General features: G+C 62.9%; 18 protein-coding genes. 7 read left to right on the forward strand and 11 right to left on the reverse strand.

All coding sequences use genetic code 11. From position 1 onward, the window contains the following. Positions 1 to 14: 14 nt before the first annotated feature. Positions 15 to 1,181: an acyl-CoA dehydrogenase family protein gene (locus KUW00_RS18835; RefSeq protein WP_222569869.1), complete on the reverse strand. Its 1,167-nt coding sequence runs from the start codon at positions 1,179 to 1,181 to the stop codon at positions 15 to 17. Positions 1,182 to 1,486: 305 nt separating this feature from the next. On the opposite strand from KUW00_RS18835, the gene KUW00_RS18840 reads away from it, so the two are divergent. Further along, a complete protein-coding gene (locus tag KUW00_RS18840; RefSeq protein ID WP_315901201.1) occupies positions 1,487 to 1,942 on the forward strand; it encodes a MerR family DNA-binding transcriptional regulator in 456 nt (151 codons plus the stop codon). Positions 1,943 to 2,069: 127 nt separating this feature from the next. Next, the gene (locus KUW00_RS18845) at positions 2,070 to 3,806 is read left to right on the forward strand and encodes an AMP-binding protein (protein WP_222569870.1); all 1,737 of its coding nucleotides are present in this window, start codon (positions 2,070 to 2,072) and stop codon (positions 3,804 to 3,806) included. A 274-nt stretch (positions 3,807 to 4,080) separates the two neighbouring features. On the opposite strand, the gene KUW00_RS18850 is transcribed toward KUW00_RS18845, so the two are convergent. Both KUW00_RS18850 and nagZ read right to left on the reverse strand, forming a co-directional pair. After that, positions 4,081 to 4,659, reverse strand: coding sequence for a hypoxanthine-guanine phosphoribosyltransferase (locus KUW00_RS18850; RefSeq protein WP_045992365.1), 579 nt, complete (start codon positions 4,657 to 4,659; stop codon positions 4,081 to 4,083). Positions 4,660 to 4,681: 22 nt separating this feature from the next. Next, a complete protein-coding gene (gene nagZ, locus KUW00_RS18855; protein WP_108133799.1) occupies positions 4,682 to 5,695 on the reverse strand; it encodes a beta-N-acetylhexosaminidase in 1,014 nt (337 codons plus the stop codon). Positions 5,696 to 5,894: 199 nt separating this feature from the next. Here nagZ and KUW00_RS18860 point away from each other — a divergent pair, with 199 nt between their 5' ends. From KUW00_RS18860 to KUW00_RS18875, 4 genes are all read left to right on the forward strand, one after another. Beyond that, positions 5,895 to 6,752: a prepilin peptidase gene (locus KUW00_RS18860; RefSeq protein WP_261392268.1), complete on the forward strand. Its 858-nt coding sequence runs from the start codon at positions 5,895 to 5,897 to the stop codon at positions 6,750 to 6,752. A gap of 180 nt (positions 6,753 to 6,932) precedes the next feature. Then, positions 6,933 to 7,538 (forward strand): dephospho-CoA kinase, encoded by a 606-nt coding sequence (gene coaE, locus KUW00_RS18865; RefSeq protein ID WP_108447986.1) that lies wholly within the window; start codon positions 6,933 to 6,935, stop codon positions 7,536 to 7,538. A 49-nt stretch (positions 7,539 to 7,587) separates the two neighbouring features. After that, complete coding sequence (gene yacG, locus KUW00_RS18870) at positions 7,588 to 7,824, forward strand: DNA gyrase inhibitor YacG (protein ID WP_045992369.1); 237 nt, start codon at positions 7,588 to 7,590, stop codon at positions 7,822 to 7,824. Positions 7,825 to 7,827: 3 nt separating this feature from the next. Continuing rightward, complete coding sequence (locus KUW00_RS18875) at positions 7,828 to 8,712, forward strand: DNA replication terminus site-binding protein (protein ID WP_222569871.1); 885 nt, start codon at positions 7,828 to 7,830, stop codon at positions 8,710 to 8,712. Between the two features lie 291 nt (positions 8,713 to 9,003). On the opposite strand, the gene KUW00_RS18880 is transcribed toward KUW00_RS18875, so the two are convergent. Then, positions 9,004 to 9,300 carry a hypothetical protein gene (locus KUW00_RS18880; RefSeq protein ID WP_045992371.1) on the reverse strand — a complete coding sequence of 99 codons (297 nt, stop codon included), beginning with the start codon at positions 9,298 to 9,300 and terminating at the stop codon, positions 9,004 to 9,006. Between the two features lie 361 nt (positions 9,301 to 9,661). Here KUW00_RS18880 and KUW00_RS18885 point away from each other — a divergent pair, with 361 nt between their 5' ends. Then, positions 9,662 to 10,468: a helix-turn-helix transcriptional regulator gene (locus tag KUW00_RS18885; RefSeq protein WP_045992373.1), complete on the forward strand. Its 807-nt coding sequence runs from the start codon at positions 9,662 to 9,664 to the stop codon at positions 10,466 to 10,468. Positions 10,469 to 10,903: 435 nt separating this feature from the next. Here KUW00_RS18885 and KUW00_RS18890 read toward each other — a convergent pair whose 3' ends face one another. The 7 genes from KUW00_RS18890 to gyrA form a co-directional block, all read right to left on the reverse strand. Further along, a complete protein-coding gene (locus tag KUW00_RS18890; protein ID WP_108133796.1) occupies positions 10,904 to 11,284 on the reverse strand; it encodes a histone-like nucleoid-structuring protein, MvaT/MvaU family in 381 nt (126 codons plus the stop codon). Between the two features lie 343 nt (positions 11,285 to 11,627). Further along, complete coding sequence (gene rpsA, locus KUW00_RS18895) at positions 11,628 to 13,304, reverse strand: 30S ribosomal protein S1 (RefSeq protein WP_045994817.1); 1,677 nt, start codon at positions 13,302 to 13,304, stop codon at positions 11,628 to 11,630. 176 nt (positions 13,305 to 13,480) lie between these two features. Continuing rightward, positions 13,481 to 14,182 (reverse strand): (d)CMP kinase, encoded by a 702-nt coding sequence (gene cmk, locus KUW00_RS18900; protein WP_222569872.1) that lies wholly within the window; start codon positions 14,180 to 14,182, stop codon positions 13,481 to 13,483. Next, positions 14,179 to 16,482, reverse strand: a complete 2,304-nt coding sequence (locus KUW00_RS18905; protein ID WP_222569880.1) for a bifunctional prephenate dehydrogenase/3-phosphoshikimate 1-carboxyvinyltransferase — start codon at positions 16,480 to 16,482, stop codon at positions 14,179 to 14,181. The genes cmk and KUW00_RS18905 overlap by 4 nt, the downstream gene beginning before the upstream one ends. Before the next feature lie 47 nt (positions 16,483 to 16,529). Then, a complete protein-coding gene (gene pheA / locus KUW00_RS18910) occupies positions 16,530 to 17,624 on the reverse strand; it encodes a prephenate dehydratase (protein WP_045994814.1) in 1,095 nt (364 codons plus the stop codon). A gap of 102 nt (positions 17,625 to 17,726) precedes the next feature. Continuing rightward, complete coding sequence (gene serC / locus KUW00_RS18915; RefSeq protein WP_222569873.1) at positions 17,727 to 18,830, reverse strand: 3-phosphoserine/phosphohydroxythreonine transaminase; 1,104 nt, start codon at positions 18,828 to 18,830, stop codon at positions 17,727 to 17,729. A 103-nt stretch (positions 18,831 to 18,933) separates the two neighbouring features. Further along, a complete protein-coding gene (gene gyrA / locus KUW00_RS18920) occupies positions 18,934 to 21,687 on the reverse strand; it encodes a DNA gyrase subunit A (protein ID WP_222569874.1) in 2,754 nt (917 codons plus the stop codon). Positions 21,688 to 21,702 lie beyond the last annotated feature (15 nt).

The raw sequence follows: 21,702 nt of genomic DNA on the forward strand, positions 1-21,702 counted from the left end.
TGTTCAACCCAACGTCACTGCAGCGATTCGACCACGCCGTCGGCGAGCAGGCGACGACCGACGATCAGGCGCATGATCTCGTTGGTCCCCTCGAGAATCTGGTGCACCCGGGTATCGCGGACCAGGCGCTCCAGCGGGTACTCACGAATGTAACCGTAGCCCCCGTGGAGTTGCAGTGCCTCGTTGCAGACCTTGAAGCCGATGTCCGTGGCAAAGCGCTTGGCCATGGCGCAGTGGGCGGTCGCCTCGGGATCGCCCTGATCCAGTCGCCAGGCGGCCTGGCGTACCATCAGACGGGCCGCCATCAATTCCGTGGCCATGTCGGCGAGACGGAACTGCAGCGCCTGAAAGGACGACAGCTCGCGACCGAACTGCTTGCGCTCGCCGAGGTAGTCGCGCGCCAGGGTCAGCGCATGCTGGGCCGCCCCCAGCGAACAGCTGGCAATATTGAGACGGCCACCGTCCAGCCCCTTCATGGCAAACCGGAAACCCTCGCCCTCTTCACCCAGACGATGGTCGGCGGCCACCCGCACACCATCGAAGCTGACCAGTCGAGTCGGCTGGCTCTTCCAGCCCATCTTGTCCTCGTTCTTGCCATAGCTGACACCCTCGGCGTCCGCCGGTACCACAAAGGCCGAGACGCCACGAGCGCCGCTGTCCGGCTCACCGGTGCGCGCCATCACCACCAGCACCTCGGTGGAACCGGCACCGGAGATGAACATCTTGGCCCCATCGATGACATAATCATCACCGTCTCGCACGGCCTTGGTACGCAGATTGGCGGCATCGGAACCGGCACCGGGTTCGGTCAGGCAATAGGAACCGAGCCACTCACCACTGACCATGGACTCGACGTAGCGATCACGGACGCCGTAGGTGGCCCAGTTGGCAATCATCCAGGTGACCATGTTGTGGATGGTCAGGTAGGCGGTGGTGGCGATACAGCCCTGCGACAGCTGCTCGAAGATCAGCGACGCATCCAGGCGCGAGAGCCCCAGACCGCCGTGTTCTTCCGGGGTATAGATCCCCAGAAAGCCCGCTTCGCCGGCACGCCGGATGACGTCCAGCGGAAAGTGCGACGTGGCGTCCCACTCGGCGGCGTGATCCTTGAGTTCGACTCGGGCAAAGTCGGCGGCGGCGTCGACCAGGGCCTTCTGATCGTCGGTAAGGGAAAAGTCCATGGTGGCATCCTCATGTTCAAGACGTCGATGGCGAGCCAGACAGCGAGTCGGACAGCGAACCGTTCGGCTGGCCATTCAGCCGGCCGGGCGGCTTCCCCGCCATGCAATGGGACCCAACCTAGCACTTGCTCGGTTTTCGACCTATCAACCCATAGTCGTACACGTCGCTGCGGCCCTGAATACCGGGGCGCCTTGCCCGGGCGAGGGTCAATTTCACTACATCCACTTTACGTTAACGTAAACTTTGACTAGTGTCTTTTCCAAGGACCCCGCCGCGTCGGGTCCTCCCAACAGGACAGAGCATCATGAGCAAAACCGCCAGCGCCAACCGCGCCTCAGGCTCCTCCAGCGAAGCTCGCCAGCCCACCGCGATCTCCCGCACCTACAGTATCGGAGAGCTGGCCAAGATGTTCGAGGTGACGCCTCGGACTATCCGCTTCTATGAGCAGGAAGGGCTGTTGGCGCCCCTACGCCAGGGTCAGAAGCGCATCTATCGCGAGAAGGATCGGGTGCGCCTGAAACTGACGCTCAGAGGCAAGCGGCTCGGGTTCTCGCTGGCCGAGATACGCGAGGTGGTGATGATGTACGACGCCATGCCGGACGGAAACGCCCGCCAGCTCAAGCGTCTACTCGAGATCATCGCCGAGAAGCGTGCCGAGCTCGACCGTCAGCTCGAGGATATCCGCCTGATGCGCCTCGAGATGGACGATGTCGACCGGCGAGCCCGGGACGCCCTGGGTCAGCTCGGCGAGAAGGGCTAGCTCCCGTCCTCCACGACTGGCTGCTGGTCCCTCGCCTGCTGCGACACCCTGACTGCCAATGCTCTGCCCCGAACAATGACAACACCCTGCCCCACGGCAATCACCAGACGACAAGACGAGAGCCACGATGACACGCCAGTCTGCTTCCTCTCCCGATCTCGCTCCCTCGACCGCGCCCTCACCCTCGAGCGTGAGCTACGTCAGCGGCATCAGTGACCTGCCCCTGAAGGGCCAGACCATCGGTGACTGCTTCGACGAAACGGTATCCCGCTTCCCCGACCAGGACGCCTTGATCAGCCGCCACCAGGGGCTACGCTATCGTTGGCGCGAGCTCCAGGACGAGGTGAACCAGGCGGCCCGCGCGCTGCTGGCCATGGGCGTCAAGAAAGGCGACCGGGTGGGCATCTGGTCACCCAACTGCGCTGAATGGACGATCACCCAGTTCGCCACCGCCAAGATCGGCGCCATCCTGGTCAACATCAATCCGAGTTACCGCACCCATGAGCTCGACTACGCGCTCAAGCAGTCGGGCACCTCGACGCTGATCCTCCAGGGCAGCTTCAAGACATCGGACTACGTGGCCACCCTGGCGGAGCTTGCCCCGGAGCTCAACGACGTCCAGGGGGCTGGCCCGCTCAAACTGGCCGGACTGCCCGAGCTCAAGCGTGTCATCTGCCTCGACTCGGCCAGGACCCTGCCAGGCATGCTGGCCTGGGAGCGCATCTTCGAGCGCAGCGACGAAGTCAGCGCCGAGGAACTGGCCGAGGTGCAGTCAGGTCTGCAGTTCGACGAGCCGATCAACATCCAGTACACCTCCGGCACCACCGGTGCGCCCAAGGGCGCCACCCTGTCCCACCACAACATCCTCAACAACGGCATGTTCGTGGCCAGGGCGATGAACCTGACCGATCAGGACCGCATGGTGATTCCGGTACCGCTTTACCATTGCTTCGGCATGGTGATGGGTAACCTGGGCTGTGTGACCCATGGCGCCACCATGATCTACCCCGCCGACGGCTTCGACCCCGAGACCACCCTGGCAGCGGTGGCGGAAGAAAAGGCCACCACGCTGTACGGTGTCCCCACCATGTTCATCGCAGAGCTCGAGCATCCGGACTTCGAACGCTACGATCTGTCGTCGCTGCGTACCGGGATCATGGCAGGCTCCATCTGCCCGATCGAGGTGATGCGCCGGGTCATCGACCAGATGAACATGCAGGACGTGACCATCTGCTACGGCATGACCGAAACCAGCCCGGTCAGCTTCCAGACCACCACCGATGCCCCGCTGGACAAGCGCGTCACCACGGTGGGCACCATCCACCCGCATCTGGAGGTCAAGCTGGTGCATCCGGAAAGCGGCGCGGTGGTTCCGAAGGGCGAGACCGGCGAGCTGTGCACCCGTGGCTACAGCGTGATGCTCGGCTACTGGAACAACGAGGAAGCCACCGCCAAGGCCATCGACAACGCCGGCTGGATGCATACCGGCGATCTAGCGACCATGGACGATGAAGGCTATGTGGCCATCGTCGGGCGTATCAAGGACATGATCATTCGCGGCGGCGAGAACATCTACCCCCGCGAGATCGAGGACTTCCTCTACACCCATCCCGCCATCTCCGACGTCCAGGTCATCGGTGTACCCGACCAGAAGTACGGCGAGGAGGTCATGGCCTGGGTCAAGCTCAGCGAAGGCGAACAGCTCGACGAGGAAGGACTCAAGGCCTTCTGCAAGGGCAAGATCGCGCACTACAAGGTGCCGCGCTACGTCAAGTTCGTCGACGAGTTCCCGATGACCGTCACCGGCAAGGTGCAGAAGTTCAAGATGCGCGAGGAAGCCACCCACGAACTTGGACTGGCCTGAGTCCTGAATAGCAGGACCTGAAAGCCAAGGGCCTGAAAGCCAAGGACCTGAAAGCCAAGCTCCTGGCTTACCTGGCACCCCAAAACAGAAGCGCCCCGGAGGCTATCCCCGGGGCGCTTCTTGTATTGCTGACGCCGGACACTGGCGGTCGGTCTTGCCCTAACCTTTTTACATCCCCTTCGGCGCGAAGATGCCGGGGGCGTTTCGCCAGTAACCTTTACCGACCTTATATCAGCATACCGAAACCAAAGACGTAGTGGTCGGCCTTACCTTTTCACATCCCCTTGGGGGCAAAGATCCCCGGGGCGTTGCGCCAGTAACCTTTAATGTCCATCCCGAAACCAAAGACATAGCGGTCGGCGACCTCCAGGCTGCAGTAATCGGCCTTGAGGCCAGGCACTGCCTTGCGGTCGTGATTCTTGTCCACCAGTACCGCGGTGGAGATGCTCTTGGCGCCGGCCTCGCGGCAATAGTCGAGGATGGCCGCCAGGGTGGCACCTTCGTCGAGGATATCGTCGACGATCACCACATGACGTCCGGCCATGGGAATCTCCGGCGAGACACGCCAGAACAGCTCGCCCCCTCGGGTCTTGCCGCGATAGCGAGTGGCGTGCAGGTAGTCCACCTCCAGCGGAAAGCCCAGACGCGGCAGCAGGTGACCGGTCGTGATCAAGCCACCGTTCATTACGCAGTAGAACACCGGCAGTTCATCGCCGAGATCCCGGGTAATCTCCTCGGCCATGCGATCGAGCGCACGCTCGACTTCATCATGGCTGATCAGGCAATCCGCGGTGTCCATCACCTCACGCATATCGTCACGTGAAGCGCTATGGGCAGGGTCCAGTTTCGGCATAACAGTCAACTCGTTTCAAACATCAATCGGAAGTCATCGCCTCGAGGCGAGCGTGTACCCGGCGCCAGCGAGACAGGGCCGGCAAGGCGTCCAGGTCAGGACGAGCGCGGCCATAGCGCAAGCGTGAAGCCCGGCGAACGGTACGCTCGGCGCAGGCATCGAGCACCGCCTTGGCAGCGGCTCGGTCATTGCACACCAGCACCATGTCACAGCCGGCGTCGAGGGCCGCCTGGGCGCGCTCCACCGGCCCACCGGCGACCTGAGCGCCGGCCATGGTCAGGTCATCGGAAAAGATCAGGCCCTTGAAACCCAGGCTCTCACGCAGCATGCCAAGCCAGGGGCGCGAGAATCCTGCAGGCCTTGGGTCGAAGGCGGGATACACCACATGAGCCGGCATCATGCCATCGAGCTTGGGTGCCAGAGACTGAAACGGCACCAGGTCGTGCTGTCGGAGTTCATCGAGGCTACGTTCGTCACGCGCGACTTCATGGTGGGTATCGGCCTTCACCCCGCCATGCCCCGGAAAGTGCTTGCCGACCGCCGCCATCCCCGCGTCGTGCAGCCCCTCGACAAAGGCACCCGCCAGCAGCGCCACGGTCTCGGGATCACCGGCAAAGCTGCGATCACCGATCACCGATGACAGCCCGACGTCGACATCCAGCACCGGCGCGAAGCTCAGATCGAGGCCACAGGCGGCCATTTCCATACCCAGTAGCCAGCCGGCGTCCTGGCACAGCCGTACGGCCGTCTCGGGTGAGTCCAGGTACTCCTGCCCCAGGCGGGACATCGGCGGCAGCCGGGTGACTCCGTCTTTCAGGCGCTGGACACGCCCTCCTTCCTGGTCGATGCCCAGCAGAAGATCAGGACGCACCTCTCGAATCGACCGGCACAGTTCGCGCACCTGGTGCGCATCTCGAGTGTTGCGTCCAAACAGGATGACACCACCGGTGGCGGGATGCTCGAGCAGCGATCGCTCCTCTGCCGATAGCTCATGGCCATCGAGATCCAGCATCACGGGTCCGAACGTCTGGGTCATGTCGCTTACCTGATCGGAAAAAGGGAACAATTTTAGACTAATGGCTGAGCAGGTGACACCCCAAGGGCGACGCAGGAAGCCCGGCAAGGGACGTCCAGGCCCCTGACATCACCCGCTGCCTTGTCGTATCACCAGACAATTGCTTCTTGCCAACGGTAGAATAGCCTCCTTTGACCGCCCCCGAACCACGGAGCTCCTTTTGCTTTTTTCGGATGTCACTTTCGCTTCTCTTGCTCTTGTTGCTCTGCTGGGGTTATGCCTCGGCAGCTTTCTCAATGTCGTCATCACTCGCCTTCCGGTCATGTTGATGCAACAGTGGCGCACCGAGGCCCGCGCGGCTCTCGAATTGTCGGACGATATCGAGGAGCCACTGTCACTGGCCCGCCCCCGCTCTCGCTGTCCGCGCTGTCTCACACCCATCGCCTGGCACGACAACCTGCCGTTGCTGGGATGGCTCAAGCGTCGCGGACGCTGCGCCAGTTGCCAGGGACGCATCAGCATCCAGTATCCGCTGGTGGAACTGGCCAGCGCCCTGCTCGCGGTCTGCTTCTGCATCCTCCACGGACCCACCTGGCCTGCCCTGTGGCTTTACGGCGCCAGCCTGACGCTGCTGGCCCTGGCGGTGATCGATCTGCGCACCCAACTGCTTCCCGACGCCCTTACCCTTCCCCTGTTATGGTGTGGCCTGCTTTACCAGCTGCTGTTCAGCCCCGCCAGTCTGGATGATGCGGTGATCGGGGCCACCGCCGGCTACGCCGTGCTGTGGGCCATCGGCAAGGCCTTTCACGTCCTCACCGGACGCGACGGCATGGGGCTTGGTGACGTCAAGCTGATTGCCGCACTCGGCGCCTGGCTCGGCTGGCAACTGTTGCCACTGGTGATATTGATCGCGGCCTTGCTAGGTGCAATTTCGGGTCTGCTGATACAGTGGAGGTCCCGACACCTGAAGGGCCAGCCCTTGCCGTTCGGTCCTTCGCTGGTATTGGCTGGCGGTCTTGGCCTGCTCACCGGCAATGAACTGCTCACCGGATATCAGGCGCTGTCGGGACTGACATGAAGACACGCTGCGCTCGGTGACACGGGGTGAATGGCGTCTCGAAATGGAAAGTTGCACCTCGTAAACTGCGTTCTCTCAGCGCTGCAACCTTTGATCGTCGCTTGCCGACGTTGCACTCAAGGCCCAGGCTACTGCACTACACAAGCACTACGCTGAACACACGAAGGGAGTATGGGTGGCATGATAATTGGACTGACTGGTGGCATCGCCTCAGGCAAATCGACGGTAGCCCGTCTGTTTGGCGATCTCGGCGCTCGCTGGGTCGATGCCGACGATATCGCGCGAGAGGTCGTCGCCCCGGGCGAGCCGGCCCTCAAGGCCATCGTCGACCGATATGGAGATGCCATACTGACCAGAGAAGGTCGCCTCGACCGTGCTGCCTTGCGCGCCCTCGTCTTCGCCGACGAAAAGGAACGCCGCTGGCTTGAAGCGACCACCCATCCACGCGTGCGCGAACGGCTGGTCACGAGACTGTCGCTGTTGCGGCAGCAAGACGCCCCCTATGTGCTGCTGGTTTCCCCGTTGCTGTTTGAATCCGGGCAGGTGGACATGGTCCAGCGCACCCTGGTGGTGGACGTACCAGAAGCGCTGCAGATCGAACGCACTACCCAGCGCGATGATGTCGACCTGGCCCAGGCCAAGGCTATCGTGGCCTCGCAGATGGGGCGTGACGAGCGGGTGTCACTGGCCGACGATGTCATCACCAATGACGGTGATCTAGCGGCGCTCTCCGAGGCCGTCAAGGCACTGGATGCCACCTATCGCAGGCTCGCCGCCAAGGCCTGAGCCTGCCTCTTCCGCTATCGACGTTTACGTCTTGCATCAGGAGCCCCACATGTCACACAGCACTCGTCAGGGCACCTTGAAGGTTGCCTGCCCACAATGTCGCAAGGAAGTACTCTGGACGCCCGAGAACAGCTATCGCCCCTTCTGCAGCAAGCGCTGTCGTCTTATTGATCTGGGGGCCTGGGCCGATGGCAGTCATCGCATTGCCGGCGAACCCGCCATGGACGAAACCAGCATCGATGAGTGGGTCGCCAGAGCCGAACGCGACCTGCACAACCAGGACTGAACGATGGACCGGCCAGGCAATGCCAGCGCCCCGTCACGGCCCGCCTACCAGCTATTGGCAGAGCTCGACGCAGGGTTCGATCGGATCATCGCGTGCGCCAGAGCGGTCGTCGACGGCTGGCAGGCATCACGCCTTCCTGTCTGGTCCTTCGATCGCGAGACAGCCGATGCGGACTGGCTGCGCCAGGCGTTACTGGATCTGTGGTATGTCGACGGCCAGGACGGCCGTGTCACCCGCAGCTATATCGGACTGGTGGCCGCAGACCCTGTCACCTGCGAGGCGGCTCTGGCGCTGAACCAGGCCAAGGCGGAGTTTTCTGAACGGCTGAGTGTCATTCGCCAGCAATCGCCCCAACTGATACCCGAGATCAAGGCCAGGCTGCCGATACGCCACCCGGAACTCAATGATCACCTGGGGGGCGCTGGCCTCGCCCGCCTCCATCTGAAACAGACCTGGCGCGCCCTGCCCATCGCCGAGGCGCCGGTGGAGCGGGTTCGTCTGGCCTGGTACGCCAGCGGACGCTCCATCACCCGCTTGAGCGTGGCCGAAGTCGAGCGCAAGCTGATGGCCTTCGACACCGAGTCACCGCACATTCGCATTCAACTCGAGCGCCTCGCCGGCATTCCTTCCAGCGAGCCCCTGGCCCAGGTGCAACGACAGGCACCGCTGATGCGAGCCAACCTCTTTTACCGGGACCCTCTGCCGGACGGTCGCCTCAGGCGTGCCATGAATGCGGCTCTACCCCTGCTTGTGCCCCAGGCGCAACTCCCCCATCACAACCTTCCGCCGGCACAACCGCCAGCCGAACGCCAACGCGCCCGGAGAAGCGACGAACGCCTCGAGGACACCCCCTTCCTGCCAAGCTTGAGAGTCTTTCGCTACCGCTGAAGGGCCCGGTGCGGCGCACGCCAGCGCGCCCGCTCAACGAGGCTTGCCCCTGACGTGCCAAAGCACCTGCACCCCGCCTCAGGCGCCTGCGTTCCGGCAACCGCCATAAGCAGCGCGCGCCTGTCGGCAAGCGCTGACATCAGCAATTGCTGACATCATTTTGCAGTATTTGCGCAAAGACGCCACGGCCTTTACCCACAGAGCCGTCGGAAAATCCCTGTCAAAATCGCACAGGTTGAAGTCCGGCAAGCTCCATCTCGATGACCCCTGACAAAGGCAGAGGTCATGCGGTCAGGCGATGCGCCCCATCGATTGCAGCGTGGCGACCAATTCCCGCACCGATTCAGGGGTCTGGGCATATTCCTGGATCAAGCCCAGCAGCCGCCGCTCGAAGTCCTCTTCCTTACGACGCTGCTCTTCTTCTTCCAGGCTGTCGATGGAGCGGACCGGAGGGCCGGTGGGGATCTCGGCGGCCTTGTTCGGGTTGTCCAGGCTGCGCAGCGCTTCCGCGAAGGCGTCATCCAATTCACGAAAGCGGCGAAGCTTCTCGCGTTCGTCCATAGGCTTTTGGGAACTCTGAGATTTCATTTGTTACCAGTCGTTAACGTCGATGGAGGTGCGACAGGTTCAGTATCCTGCGGCACCACCTTATCAAGAAAGGCTCGAAAATAACGCCTTTTTTACTTTCACAACAGCATGTTAGATATGCAATCCATCACTGACGTTTTGTGCACAAACGATCAAAACGGCACATTGCACTTGCCAGACAGGCGCGCTAGACTGCATAACTACGTAACAGGATGTATCCTAACGCTACAAACCTACACCATCATACCTCGGGACAGGCGGATGTTCCGACTACAACGACCAGCGATACGGACGCTCGGATTCGCTCTCCGAGGACCCAGGGAGGGTCGAGTCCGCGCCGATGGTTCAGGGAGGCAAGACCATGTTCAACGAGATGATGCGCGCCGAAATCTGGCTCCAGGAAACCCTGGACAGTCAGCTGAGTATCGAAGATCTTGCCACGCGTATGGGGTACTCCTCATCCCAGGTGCGTCGGCGCTTCCGCCAGTCGTTCGGCATTTCGCCAAGTGCCTACCGCGACATGCTGCGGCTCGAGAAGGCCGCCAGGCTGCTGATCCATACGCCCCACGGCGTACATGATATCGCCAAACGCTGCGGCTATCGCAATCACTCGGCGTTCACCCGCGCCTTCCAGCGCCGCTACCGTGTCGCTCCCCGGGAGTACCGCCAGAACCAGCGCCTGGAACTCTATCGCCAGCGCCACAATCTGCCCCACTTCTCGGTGAAGATGGCCGACCTGCCGCTGCGGCGTGCCGCGGTCACCCGCCTCTATCAGCCGCCCGAAATCATCGAGAACCTGGACAACTGGCAGCGTAACGCCGAAGGCGCCTACGATCTTCCGGCACGCCTCACCAACGCGGCACCGATCGCCATTCTTCACGATCACCCGCTGGCCAGCGAGGCGCCCCGTATCGACCTGGGTGTCCACGTCGACGAAGAACACGCACACCGCCTGGCGCTGCCACTGCCGTTCCGCCTGGTCATGCTGCCGGCCCAGCGACACGCCTGCATCACCCTCGAGGACAGCTCACACCTGACCAGCGCCATGCTGTTCATGGCCTGTCGCGGCCTGTCTGAACACGGCGTCTACCTGAGCGGCGAAGCGCCTCAGCTGGTCAAAGGCAAGTATGGGCTGGAACTGCGACTGCCGCTACTCGAAGAGGACTGATCGCTTAGCCTCCCCGAGCCTGCAAGCCTCCCTCTTGGTGGTCACTTCGGTGGCCACCTTTTGCGTTCCATCATACCAGAATTCAAGCAGAGTACCGGCAACGACAACGGCAACGACAAGGCCACAGCCCTGCCTCGCCTGCATCACACTGTTGCAGCGGGAGGCTACGCTTCGTCCCTTCCCCGGAAACCAGAAACATCGCAATCAGAAACATCGCAAGGGGCAGTCGAAGCTACGGGCTTCAGGCTTCGCCTCCAACGAGACGCAGCCGATCAAGGAGTACCGTGCAAAAAGAAACCGCCTCGAACAATACGACGACGTCACTGTCATGTCGATGGTTCAAGACGGCTTCTGGCACCGCAAGCCTGAAGATCGAAACAGTCTCGGACCGATGCAACGTCCAAGGCACTGCCTCATCTGCGGCTCAAACAATCATCAGTCTTCTACACGTACCAGCCAGGACTCGACGGTGTCATTACCGTGCTCTTCCTTCCAGGCCTTCAACGTCTTCTGATTGCCACCACGAGTTTCGACGACTTCGCCGGTATTCGGGTTCTTGTAGATCTTGAGCTTGCGCTTGCGACGACCGCCAGCGGCCGGGGCAGCGGCCTTTGCCGGGGAAGCAGCGGCCTTCGGATCCAGGATGGCGATGACGTCAGATGCGCTCTTGTCGAACTCTTTCATCAGCTCTTCGAGCTTTCCCTTGAACTCGAGTTCGGACTTGAGACGGTCATCGTTCTGGAGCTGACCAAGTCTTTCCTGCAGTTGCTGGAGCTGCTGCTCCATCTGCATATAGTCATTCAAAAGTGAAGACATTAAGGTACGCCTATAGTAGTTGCTTTCGGATGCAGGGGCATTATCACTCCTGCATGAGTATATGACAACCAGCCAAACGACGTTATTCAAACGTTATTGGCCAAAAAACAAAGTCAAAATCCTGTCTAACAAACGGTAGATGCTTACAACAAGGGCATCAACCCGAAAACACGTCCCCTCAAGCATATGTGGTAAAAACTCGCCCCACTCACCAATAATACTGAGGCAGCGCCGCCACGAGGGGCATTCCAGCCCTCTACAATTTCTTACATATAAAAAAAGAGCGCTCCCCGAAGGAAGCGCTCTTGACCATTACCAGTCCCGAACAGTGTCGGGGTCCGGCTTAGTCCTGACCCATCTGCTGCTTGATCAGGTCGCCGATGGTGGTCGGGCCACCGGTCTCGACTTCCTGGTCGCGCAGCTTGCTCATGTTGCGACGGGTGTCGTCCTGGTCCTTGGCCTTGACGGACAGGGCGATCTGACGGTTCTTGCGATCGACACCGACGATACGGGCCTCGACGCTGTCGCCTTCGTTCAGCACGTTGCGCGCGTCTTCGACACGGTCAGCGCTGATCTCGGACGCCTTGAGCACGGCAACGACGTCAGTCGCCAGCTCGACGTGAGCTTCCTTGGCGTCAACCTCGACGACACGACCGGTGACGATGGTGCCCTTGTCGTTGACGGACAGGAACTCGGCAACCGGGTCGGTATCGAGCTGCTTGATACCCAGGGAGATGCGCTCACGCTCCGGATCGATGGACAGGATGACGGCTTCGGCCTCATCGCCCTTCTTGAAGGAACGCACGGCTTCTTCGCCAGTCTCGGTCCAGGAGATGTCGGACAGGTGAACCAGGCCGTCGATGCCGCCGTCCAGACCGATGAAAATACCGAAGTCGGTGATGGACTTGATGGTACCGGCAACGCGGTCGCCCTTGTTGAACTGGGCGTTGAAGGTTTCCCACGGGTTGGCGGTGCACTGCTTGATACCCAGGGAGATACGACGACGCTCTTCGTCGATATCCAGCACCATGACGTCAACATCGTCACCGACCTGAACCACCTTGGACGGATGGATGTTCTTGTTGGTCCAGTCCATTTCGGAGACGTGAACCAGACCCTCGACACCCTCTTCCAGCTCGGCGAAGCAGCCGTAGTCGGTGAGGTTGGTGACACGGGCGTGCACCTTGGTGCCTTCCGGGTAACGATCCTTGATGTTGACCCACGGATCTTCGCCCAGCTGCTTCAGACCCAGGGAGACGCGGTTGCGCTCGCGGTCGAACTTCAGCACCTTGACGGTGATCTCGTCGCCGACGGCCACGATCTCGCTCGGATGCTTGATGCGCTTCCAGGCCATGTCGGTGATGTGGAGCAGGCCGTCAACGCCGCCCAGATCAACGAAGGCACCGTAGTCGGTCAGGTTCTTGACGATACCGATGATCTGCTGGCCTTCCTGCAGGGTGGCGAGCAGCGCTTCACGCTCGGCGCTGTTCTCGGCTTCGAGAACGGCACGACGGGAAACGACAACGTTGTTGCGCTTCGGATCGAGCTTGATGACCTTGAAGTCGAGTTCCTTGTTCTCCAGGTGCGTGGTGTCGCGCACCGGACGAACGTCGACCAGAGAGCCGGGCAGGAAGGCACGGATGGAGTCGACGTCGACAGTGAAGCCGCCCTTGACCTTGCCGTTGATCACGCCCTTGACGATCTCTTCCTTCTCGAAGGCAGCTTCCAGCACCTTCCACGCTTCGGCACGCTTGGCCTTCTCGCGGGACAGGCGGGTTTCGCCGAAGCCGTCTTCCACAGCTTCGAGGGCCACGTGGACCTCGTCACCGACGGCAATGGTCAGTTCGCCGCTGTCGTCGCGGAATTGCGCGGCAGGGATCTGACCTTCGGACTTCAGGCCGGCATTGACGGTGACCCAGTCACCTTCGATGTCGACGACAGTAGCCGCGACGATCGCGCCCGGCTCCATGTTGATGTCCTGGAGAGACTGTTCAAACAGTTCAGCAAAGCTTTCGCTCATGATGTTCCTACGTGATCAACGTTGAGTGCGGCAGGGCCGCTTCTCCGCACCACCAGCAAGTGCGGGCCATATTCAAAAACCCCCGGGGATGTTGGCACTGGTTGGACCTGACCGAGTTTTCCGTTTCCTGTACTCGGGCACGTCGTGACATCTGGCCGGGGACGCCGCAAGGGAGTTCAGGTGCCGGACAGGAGCCCCTTTCGGGACAACAGTTCGGACAGCCGATCAACCACTTCCGGTATGCTCAGGCGGGTCGTGTCGAGCTCGATGGCATCATCGGCCGGCACCAACGGCGCCACGCTACGCTGCGTATCGCGGTCGTCGCGCGCCTGAATCTCCTTCAAAAGACTCGATAGACTAGCATCCACCCCGGCCTCCCGCAACTGCAGGTGACGCCGGCGCGCCCTTTCCTCGGCGCTGGCGGTCAGAAATATCTTCAAGGGCGCATCGACGAACACCACGGTACCCATGTCCCGGCCATCTGCGACCAGGCCGGGCGCCTGGCGGAAGTCCCGCTGGCGCTCGAGCAGCGCCTGGCGCACCGCCGGCAACGCCGCCACCAGAGAGGCACTGTTGCCCACCTGCTCGGTGCGAATCTCGCGAGTCACGTCACGCCCTTCGAGCTCGACCACCGCCTCGCCATTCTCGGCGCGAAACACCACATCGAGGGCCGAGGCCAGTGCCGCCAGCGCCGGCTCATCGTCCAGCGCGATGCCCTTGCCGATAGCCGACAGCGCGGTCAGCCGGTAGAGGCTGCCGCTATCCAGCAGATGCCAGCCCAGTCGCTCGGCAATCAGCCGGCTGATGGTGCCCTTGCCGGCGCCGCCGGGGCCATCGATGGTCAGCACCGGGGCCGACTGCTCGTCATGATCGCTCATGCCTGCTCCTCGCGTACCTCTTCGAGTTCAAGGCCGACACCTCGTGCCAGCTCGACAAAGCCGGGGAAGGACGTGGCCACGTTGGCGCAGTCGTTGACCTCGATCGGGCTTGATGCGCGCAGGGCCGCGATGGTGAAGGCCATGGCGATGCGATGGTCCTCATGACTGTCCACGCGCCCGCCGTCATAGTTGGCGCCATCGCCGCCATTGCCGACGATGTCGATGCCATCGTCATAAAGGGTGTTGTCGATACCCAGCACGCTCATGCCGTCGGCCATGGACTGCAGGCGATCGGACTCCTTGACCCGGAGCTCCTCGGCGCCGCGCAGTCGCGTGGTGCCTTCGGCGTTGGCCGCGGCAATGAACAGTGCCGGGAACTCGTCGATGGCCAGCGGCACCTGGTCCTCGGGAATGTCGATGCCCTTTAGCGGCCGATAGCGGATATGCAGGTCGGCGACCGGCTCGCCCCCTACCTCTCGCTCGTTCTCGAGGCGCAGATCCGCCCCCATGGCGGTCAGGATATTGATCACCCCGATCCGGGTCGGATTGATGCCGACGTGCTCCAGCACCAGATCCGCCCCCGGGGTGATGGCCGCCGCCACCAGGAAGAAGGTCGCCGAGGAGATATCCGAGGGTACATCGATCGGGCCAGCGGCCAGCTTGCCGCCGCCCTGCAGCCAGCAGGTATCGCCCTCGCGCTCGACGGCGTAGCCAAAGCCATTGAGCATGCGCTCGGTGTGATCGCGGGTCGGTGCGGGTTCACGCACACGAGTCTCACCCTCGGCAAACATCCCCGCCAGCAGCAGACAGGACTTCACCTGGGCGCTGGCCATGGGCATGTCGTAGTGGATGCCCTTCAGCGCCTGGCCGCCCTTGATCCTGAGCGGAGGACGCCCGCCTTCGGCGGTGTCGATCACCGCCCCCATCTGGCGCAGCGGATCGGCCACCCGCCCCATGGGACGACGCGTCAGCGAGGTATCACCGGTCAATTCGGTGTCGAAGGCCTGCCCCGCCAGCAGCCCGGCAAACAGCCGCATGGCGGTGCCGGCATTGCCGACGTAGAGCGGACCTGCCGGCTTCTTCAAGCCGTGCATGCCGACCCCGTGGATGGTCACGCGGCCCTGGTGCGGGCCCTCGATGGCCACCCCCATCTCGCGGAAGGCCTGAAGTGTGGCGAGGCTGTCCTCGCCCTCGAGGAATCCGGACACCTCGGTAACGCCCTCGGACAGCGCGCCGAGCATGATCGAACGATGGGAAATCGACTTGTCGCCGGGGACCCGGATGCGACCGGTGACGCTTCCGCCCGGGGCCACCCGGTAGCGCAGCATGGCTGATTCTTGCATCTGATATTCCGCCTGATAGCTGGTCTGATTCAACAGAGTATCGAAATAGTGGCGCGCATGACTGGCGCGGTCGAAGGTGGCCAGCAGACCATCGCCATCACCACGGTTCACCGCGTCCCTGAGTCGGGCCAGACCTGACTCGAAGTCATCCAGGGCTTCGAGCACGGCGCCCCGGTTGGCCTGAAAGATGTCTCGCCACATCACCGGATCACTACCGGCGATGCGGGTGAAGTCGCGAAAGCCGCCGGCGGCGTAGCGGAAGATCTCGAGCCGCTCATCCTGGCGCGCCAGGGTATCCACCAGCGAGAAAGCCAGCAAATGCGGCAGATGGCTGGTGCGCGCCAGCACCTGATCGTGGCGAGCCACGTCCATCTCCAGCACCTCGGCACCGGTCAACTGCCACAGGGCCCGCACACGCTCAAGCGCATCGGGGTCGGTGGCGCAGGTCGGCGTCAGGATCACCTTGTGGGCCTGGTACAGCTCCGGATTGGCCGCCGCCACGCCGCTCTTTTCCGACCCGGCGATGGGATGCCCAAGCACAAAGCGCGCGGGAAGCTCACCGAAGGCCTCGATGGCGGCCGCCTCGATCGCTGCCTTGGTACTGCCGACATCGGTGATCACCAGATCGCCGGAAGCGCGGCCACGCAATTCGCCTAGCTCGCCCATGACCTGGCCCATGGCCAGCACCGGTACCGCCAGCACCACCAGGGTAGCACCCTCGATGACCTCGGAGAGTTGCGTCGACCCCGCGTCGATCAACCCCATGCGACGCCCGCACTCGAGCTCCTTCGGGTCTGGGTCACAGGCCAGGATGAGACTGTCATCCCCCTGCCCCACCCCCGCCTTGCGCAAGGCGGCGGCCAGCGACCCTCCGATCAAACCGAGTCCAACGATGACGATGCGTGAAGCCCGAGGCAAGGATGCGGGTACTGCGCCACGCGTTGCGACTTCCTGCATTGCGACGTCCTGCATTCCTTCTTGCTGCATTCCTTCTTCCTGCATTACTACAGGACCCCCTGGGGGTAGGAGCCAAGCACCTTGACCTCGGAGACACGCAGGCGCACCTCCTCGAGCAGCGCCGACACCCGCGGCTCCTCGACGTGGCCACAGAAGTCGATGAAGAACACATAGTTCCAGGCACCGGTACGGGAGGGTCGCGTCTCCAGACGCGTCAGGTCGATCTGGTGGCGGTGGAACGGCTCGAGCAGGTCGTGCAAGGCACCCGGCTGGTTGCGGGTCGCCACCACCAGCGACGTCTTGTCGACCCCGGACATGGGCACGTCCTGGTTGCCGATGATCAGGAAGCGCGTGGAATTGTCCGGGCGATCCTCGATCTTCTCGGCCACGTGGCTGAGGCCGTAGAGCTTGGCCGCCATGTCGCCGGCGATGGCCGCACTGTGCCACTCGCTCTTGACCAGCCTGGCCGCCTCGGCGTTGGACGACACCGGTACCCGCTCGGCGTGGGGGAAGTGGGCATCGAGCCATTTGCGACACTGGGCGAAGGACTGGGGATGCGAGTAGATGCGCGACACCTTGTCCTTGAGGGTAGTGTCGGCCACCAGCAGGTGATGATGGATGCGCAGCACCACCTCACCGCTGATGCGCAGCCCCGAATCGATGAAGGAATCCAGGGTATGGTTGATCACGCCTTCGGTGGAGTTCTCCACCGGCACCACGCCGTAGTTCACTGCGCCGGCCTCGACCTCACGGAAGACCTCGTCGATGGCCGCCATGGGCAGGCTGATGGCGCTGTCGCCGAAGTGCTTGAGCGCAGCCTGCTGGGTAAAGGTGCCTTCGGGGCCGAGATAGGCCACCTTGATCGGCTGTTCCAGCGCCAGGCAGGCCGACATGATCTCGCGAAACAGCCGTGCCATTTCTTCGCTGTCCAGCGGCCCCTGGTTGAGCTCCATCACCCGGCGCAGCACCTGGGCCTCGCGCTCGGGGCGATAGAACACCGCCTGGGGGTCGCTTGCGGTCTTGGTCTCCGCCACCTGGCGAGCACACTCGGCACGCTCGCTGATCAGGCGCAGGATCTCGGTGTCGATATGGTCGATGCGCTGACGCAGCGACGAGAGGTTCGGCTCTTGCGAATCACTCATGGGTTGTCTCCTTGTAACGCCCCGTGACCGGGCGTTGACGCATGGCTGGCGAAACCTGGCCCCGCCACCTCTTTACTGGGTGAGCCAGCTCTCGCACGAACCTCAGCCGCGCCGCTTCTCGAAATCGCCCATGAACGCCACCAGGGCGTCCACCGCGGCCTCAGGCACCGCATTATAGAGGCTTGCGCGCATACCGCCGACGCTGCGATGGCCCTTGAGATTCAAAAGCCCCGCCGCTTCCGCCTCTTCGAGGAAGGCGTTATCCAGGGCGCTGTCGGCCAGCACGAAGGGCACGTTCATCTTCGAGCGATTACGCACCGCGATGGGGTTGGAATAGAAGTCGCTGCGGTCGATGGCTTCGTAGAGCTTGGCCGCCTTGCGGTCATTGATCTCGGCCATCGCCTCGAGACCACCGACGTCGCGCTTGAGCCAGTCGAACACCAGACCCGCCAGGTACCAGCTATAGGTGGCCGGCGTGTTGATCATCGACCCTGCCTCGGCCAACTGACGATAGCTGAACAAGGACGGCATCTCGCTCACCGCCTGGTCGAGCAGATCATCACGCACGATCACCAGCACCAGACCGGCCGGCCCGATGTTCTTCTGGGCGCCAGCGTAGATCACACCGAAGCGCGAGACGTCCAGCGGTTCTGACAGGATGGTCGAGGAAAGATCCGCCACCAGCGGCACCTCCACCCCGTCGCCCCGCCGCGCCACGGGCACAAAGTCCAGTGCCAGACCACCGATGGTCTCGTTGGGGGTCACGTGGAGGTAGGTGGCGTCGTCGGACAGGGCGATATCAGCCTGCTGCGGTGCTTCGACATGGCCATTCTCGGCGCTTGAGGCGGCAATGTGGGCGCTGCCGAATAGATGCCGCGCCTCCTTGATCGCCTTGTTGCCCCAGATACCGGTCTCGATGAAGTTGGCCCGGCCGCCGCGGCCAAGCAGGTTCATGGGCACCGCGGCAAACTGCTGGGTGGCACCACCCTGGGTGAACAGCACCCGATAGTTGTCGGGCACGGCGAGCAGTTCACGCAGGTCGGCCTCGGCGCGCTCGGCGATGGCCACGTACTCGCTGGAGCGGTGGCTCATCTCCATCACCGAGAGCCCACGGCCCTGATAGTCCAGCATCTCGCGCTGGGCGCGTTCGAGTACTGCGGTAGGCAGCGCGGCGGGGCCCGCGCAGAAATTGTAGTGGCGTGTCATGGTGTCCTGGCGATTGATCGTCAAGGGCAGGCGTCCGGCGACGCCCGCCAGTCACTATATAGGTGGGCCACGGCGTCCATCGCGGACACCGTGGCACCCCGGATCAGTCGTTATTGTCGGTATTGCTGTCGTCGGCCGCGCTGTCGTCGCCCGGTTCGGCGCTGCCACCCTCGGCGGCGTCATCTGCCGAGTTCTCGACGGCGTCCTCACTACCTTCTTCGCCCTCGGCATCGAGCTCGTCGTCGCCTTCAAGCTCCTGGATACGCACGGTCTTGACCAGCGCCTCGGCCTCGCCGAGGCGGATCAGGGTGACGCCCTGGGTGTTGCGCGAACTGATCGAGACTTCCTCGACTCGGGTGCGCACCAGGGTGCCGCGATCGGTAATCAGCATCATCTCGTCGCTGGAACAGACCTGCATCGCCGCCACCATGGCGCCATTGCGGGCGCTGGTCTGCATCGCGATCACGCCCTGGCCGCCACGACCGCGCAGCGGGAACTCCTCGAGACGGGTACGCTTGCCGTAGCCGTTCTCGCTGCCGGTGAGGATATAGATCTGGCCGTCGTCACCGCTGGCGTCGACATCACCGGCCTCGCCACGCTCACCGCCCTCGGCGTCGGCATCGATCTCGAGGCTCTGCGGGATGATCAGGCTGATCACCTCGGCGCCATCGAGCAGTCGCATGCCGCGCACACCGCGCGCGGTACGGCCCATGGCACGGACCTGGGACTCCTCGAAGCGGATCGCCTTGCCGTTGGACGACAGCAGCATGGCGTGGTCGCTGCCGGAGGTAATGGCGGCGCCCACCAGGCGATCGCCCTCCTCCAGGTCGATGGCGATCAGGCCAACGCTGCGCGGACGCGAGAACTGCTCGAGGCTGGTGCGCTTGACCGTGCCCCGGGCGGTGGCAAAGAAGATGTAGCAGTCCGGATCATAGTCCTTGACCGGCATGATGGCGTTGATCGACTCGCCTTCTTCCAGCGGCAGCAGGTTGACCAGCGGCTTGCCGCGGGACCCGCGACTGGCCGCAGGCATCTCGTAGACCTTGAGCCAGTAGACCTTGCCGCGATTGGAGAACAGCAGCACGGTGTCGTGGGTCGAGGCCACCAGCAGGTGCTCGATGACGTCCTCGTCCTTCATCGCGGTGGCCGACTTGCCACGACCACCACGACGCTGGGCCTGATAGTCCGACAATGGCTGGGTCTTGGCGTAGCCGGAACGGGACACCGTGACCACCATGTCTTCCTCGGCGATCAGGTCCTCGATGGACAGGTCCAGGTGGCTTGCCTGAATGTCGGTACGACGCTCGTCGGCGAACTGATCGCGCACCGCGATCAGCTCTTCGCGAATCACCTCGAGCAGGCGATCGGCGGAGGCCAGGATGGCCATCAGCTCGGCGATCTTCTCGAGGATCGACAGATACTCGTCGAGCAGCTTCTCGGTCTCGAGGCCGGTCAGGCGGTGCAGGCGCAGCTCGAGGATGGCCTGGGCCTGGGCCGGCGACAGACGGTACTCGCCTCCGGCCTGGTCCAGACCAAAGCCTTCTTCCAGGTCTTCGGGCTTGCACGAGGTGGCGCCGGCGCGCTCCAGCATGCCGGTGACCTGGCCGGGCTGCCAGGACTTGGCCAACAGCTTTTCCTTGGCTTCGGCAGCATTCGGCGAGGCCTTGATCAGCTCGATCACCTCATCGATGTTGGAGATCGCCACCGCCAGGCCTTCGAGGATGTGGCCGCGCTCACGCGCCTTCTTCAGTTCGAACAGGGTACGCCGGGTGACCACCTCGCGACGGTGGCGAATGAAGGCCTCGAGCACCTGCTTGAGGTTCATGGTCTTCGGCTCGCCGTCCTCCAGCGCCACCATGTTGATGCCGAAGACATTCTGCAGCTGGGTCTGGGCGAACAGGTTGTTCACCACCACCTCGCCGCTCTCGCCGCGCTTGACCTCGATCACCACCCGCAGACCGTCCTTGTCGGACTCGTCGCGCAGCTCGGCGATACCCTCGATCTTCTTGTCCTTGACCAGCTCGGCGATCTTCTCGATCAGCCGCGCCTTGTTCACCTGGTAAGGCAGCTCGGTGACGATGATGTGGTCACGGCCGGACTTGTCGTCGTGTTCGATGGTGTGCTTGGCGCGAATGTAGATGCGCCCGCGGCCGGTACGATAGGCCTCGAGAATGCCCGCGCGGCCGTTGATGATACCGCCGGTGGGGAAGTCGGGCCCCGGCACATGCTCCATCAGATCATCGACGCTCAGGGTGTAGTCGTCGACCAGCGCCAGGCAGGCGTTGATGATCTCGTTCATGTTGTGGGGCGGGATATTGGTCGCCATGCCCACGGCGATGCCCGAGGAGCCGTTGACCAGCAGGTTCGGCACCTTGGTCGGCAGCACGTCGGGGATCCGCTCGGTACCGTCGTAGTTGTCGACCCAGTCGACAGTATCCTTCTCGAGATCGGCCAGCAGCTCGTGGGCCAGGCGCGCCATGCGCACCTCGGTGTAACGCATGGCGGCGGCGTTGTCGCCGTCGATGGAGCCGAAGTTGCCCTGGCCATCGACCAGCACGTGGCGCATCGAGAAGTCCTGGGCCATACGCACGATGGTGTCGTACACCGCACTGTCGCCGTGGGGGTGGTACTTACCGATCACGTCACCCACCACACGGGCGGACTTCTTGTATGGCTTGTTCCAGTCGTTACCCAGCTCGTGCATCGCAAACAGCACACGCCGATGAACCGGCTTCAGGCCATCGCGCACGTCCGGCAGCGCTCGGCCGATGATCACGCTCATCGCGTAATCGAGGTACGACTGCTTCAGCTCGTCCTCGATATTGACTGGCAGAATCTCTCTGGCGATGTCACCCATGGGTCGTCAAGTCCT

Source organism: Halomonas sp. DP5N14-9 (assembly GCF_019802175.1).
GTDB lineage: Bacteria > Pseudomonadota > Gammaproteobacteria > Pseudomonadales > Halomonadaceae > Halomonas > Halomonas litopenaei.

Excerpts from the sequence above, each read along its gene's own strand:
- KUW00_RS18835 (WP_222569869.1), bottom strand. The coding sequence starts at position 1,181 with ATGGACTTTTCCCTTACCGACGATCAGAAGGCCCTGGTCGACGCCGCC.
- KUW00_RS18840 (WP_315901201.1), top strand. The coding sequence starts at position 1,487 with ATGAGCAAAACCGCCAGCGCCAACCGCGCCTCAGGCTCCTCCAGCGAA.
- KUW00_RS18845 (WP_222569870.1), top strand. The coding sequence starts at position 2,070 with ATGACACGCCAGTCTGCTTCCTCTCCCGATCTCGCTCCCTCGACCGCG.
- KUW00_RS18850 (WP_045992365.1), bottom strand. The coding sequence starts at position 4,659 with ATGCCGAAACTGGACCCTGCCCATAGCGCTTCACGTGACGATATGCGT.
- nagZ (WP_108133799.1), bottom strand. The coding sequence starts at position 5,695 with ATGACCCAGACGTTCGGACCCGTGATGCTGGATCTCGATGGCCATGAG.
- coaE (WP_108447986.1), top strand. The coding sequence starts at position 6,933 with ATGATAATTGGACTGACTGGTGGCATCGCCTCAGGCAAATCGACGGTA.
- yacG (WP_045992369.1), top strand. The coding sequence starts at position 7,588 with ATGTCACACAGCACTCGTCAGGGCACCTTGAAGGTTGCCTGCCCACAA.
- KUW00_RS18875 (WP_222569871.1), top strand. The coding sequence starts at position 7,828 with ATGGACCGGCCAGGCAATGCCAGCGCCCCGTCACGGCCCGCCTACCAG.
- KUW00_RS18880 (WP_045992371.1), bottom strand. The coding sequence starts at position 9,300 with ATGAAATCTCAGAGTTCCCAAAAGCCTATGGACGAACGCGAGAAGCTT.
- KUW00_RS18885 (WP_045992373.1), top strand. The coding sequence starts at position 9,662 with ATGTTCAACGAGATGATGCGCGCCGAAATCTGGCTCCAGGAAACCCTG.
- KUW00_RS18890 (WP_108133796.1), bottom strand. The coding sequence starts at position 11,284 with ATGTCTTCACTTTTGAATGACTATATGCAGATGGAGCAGCAGCTCCAG.
- rpsA (WP_045994817.1), bottom strand. The coding sequence starts at position 13,304 with ATGAGCGAAAGCTTTGCTGAACTGTTTGAACAGTCTCTCCAGGACATC.
- cmk (WP_222569872.1), bottom strand. The coding sequence starts at position 14,182 with ATGAGCGATCATGACGAGCAGTCGGCCCCGGTGCTGACCATCGATGGC.
- KUW00_RS18905 (WP_222569880.1), bottom strand. The coding sequence starts at position 16,482 with ATGCAGGAAGTCGCAACGCGTGGCGCAGTACCCGCATCCTTGCCTCGG.
- pheA (WP_045994814.1), bottom strand. The coding sequence starts at position 17,624 with ATGAGTGATTCGCAAGAGCCGAACCTCTCGTCGCTGCGTCAGCGCATC.
- serC (WP_222569873.1), bottom strand. The coding sequence starts at position 18,830 with ATGACACGCCACTACAATTTCTGCGCGGGCCCCGCCGCGCTGCCTACC.
- gyrA (WP_222569874.1), bottom strand. The coding sequence starts at position 21,687 with ATGGGTGACATCGCCAGAGAGATTCTGCCAGTCAATATCGAGGACGAG.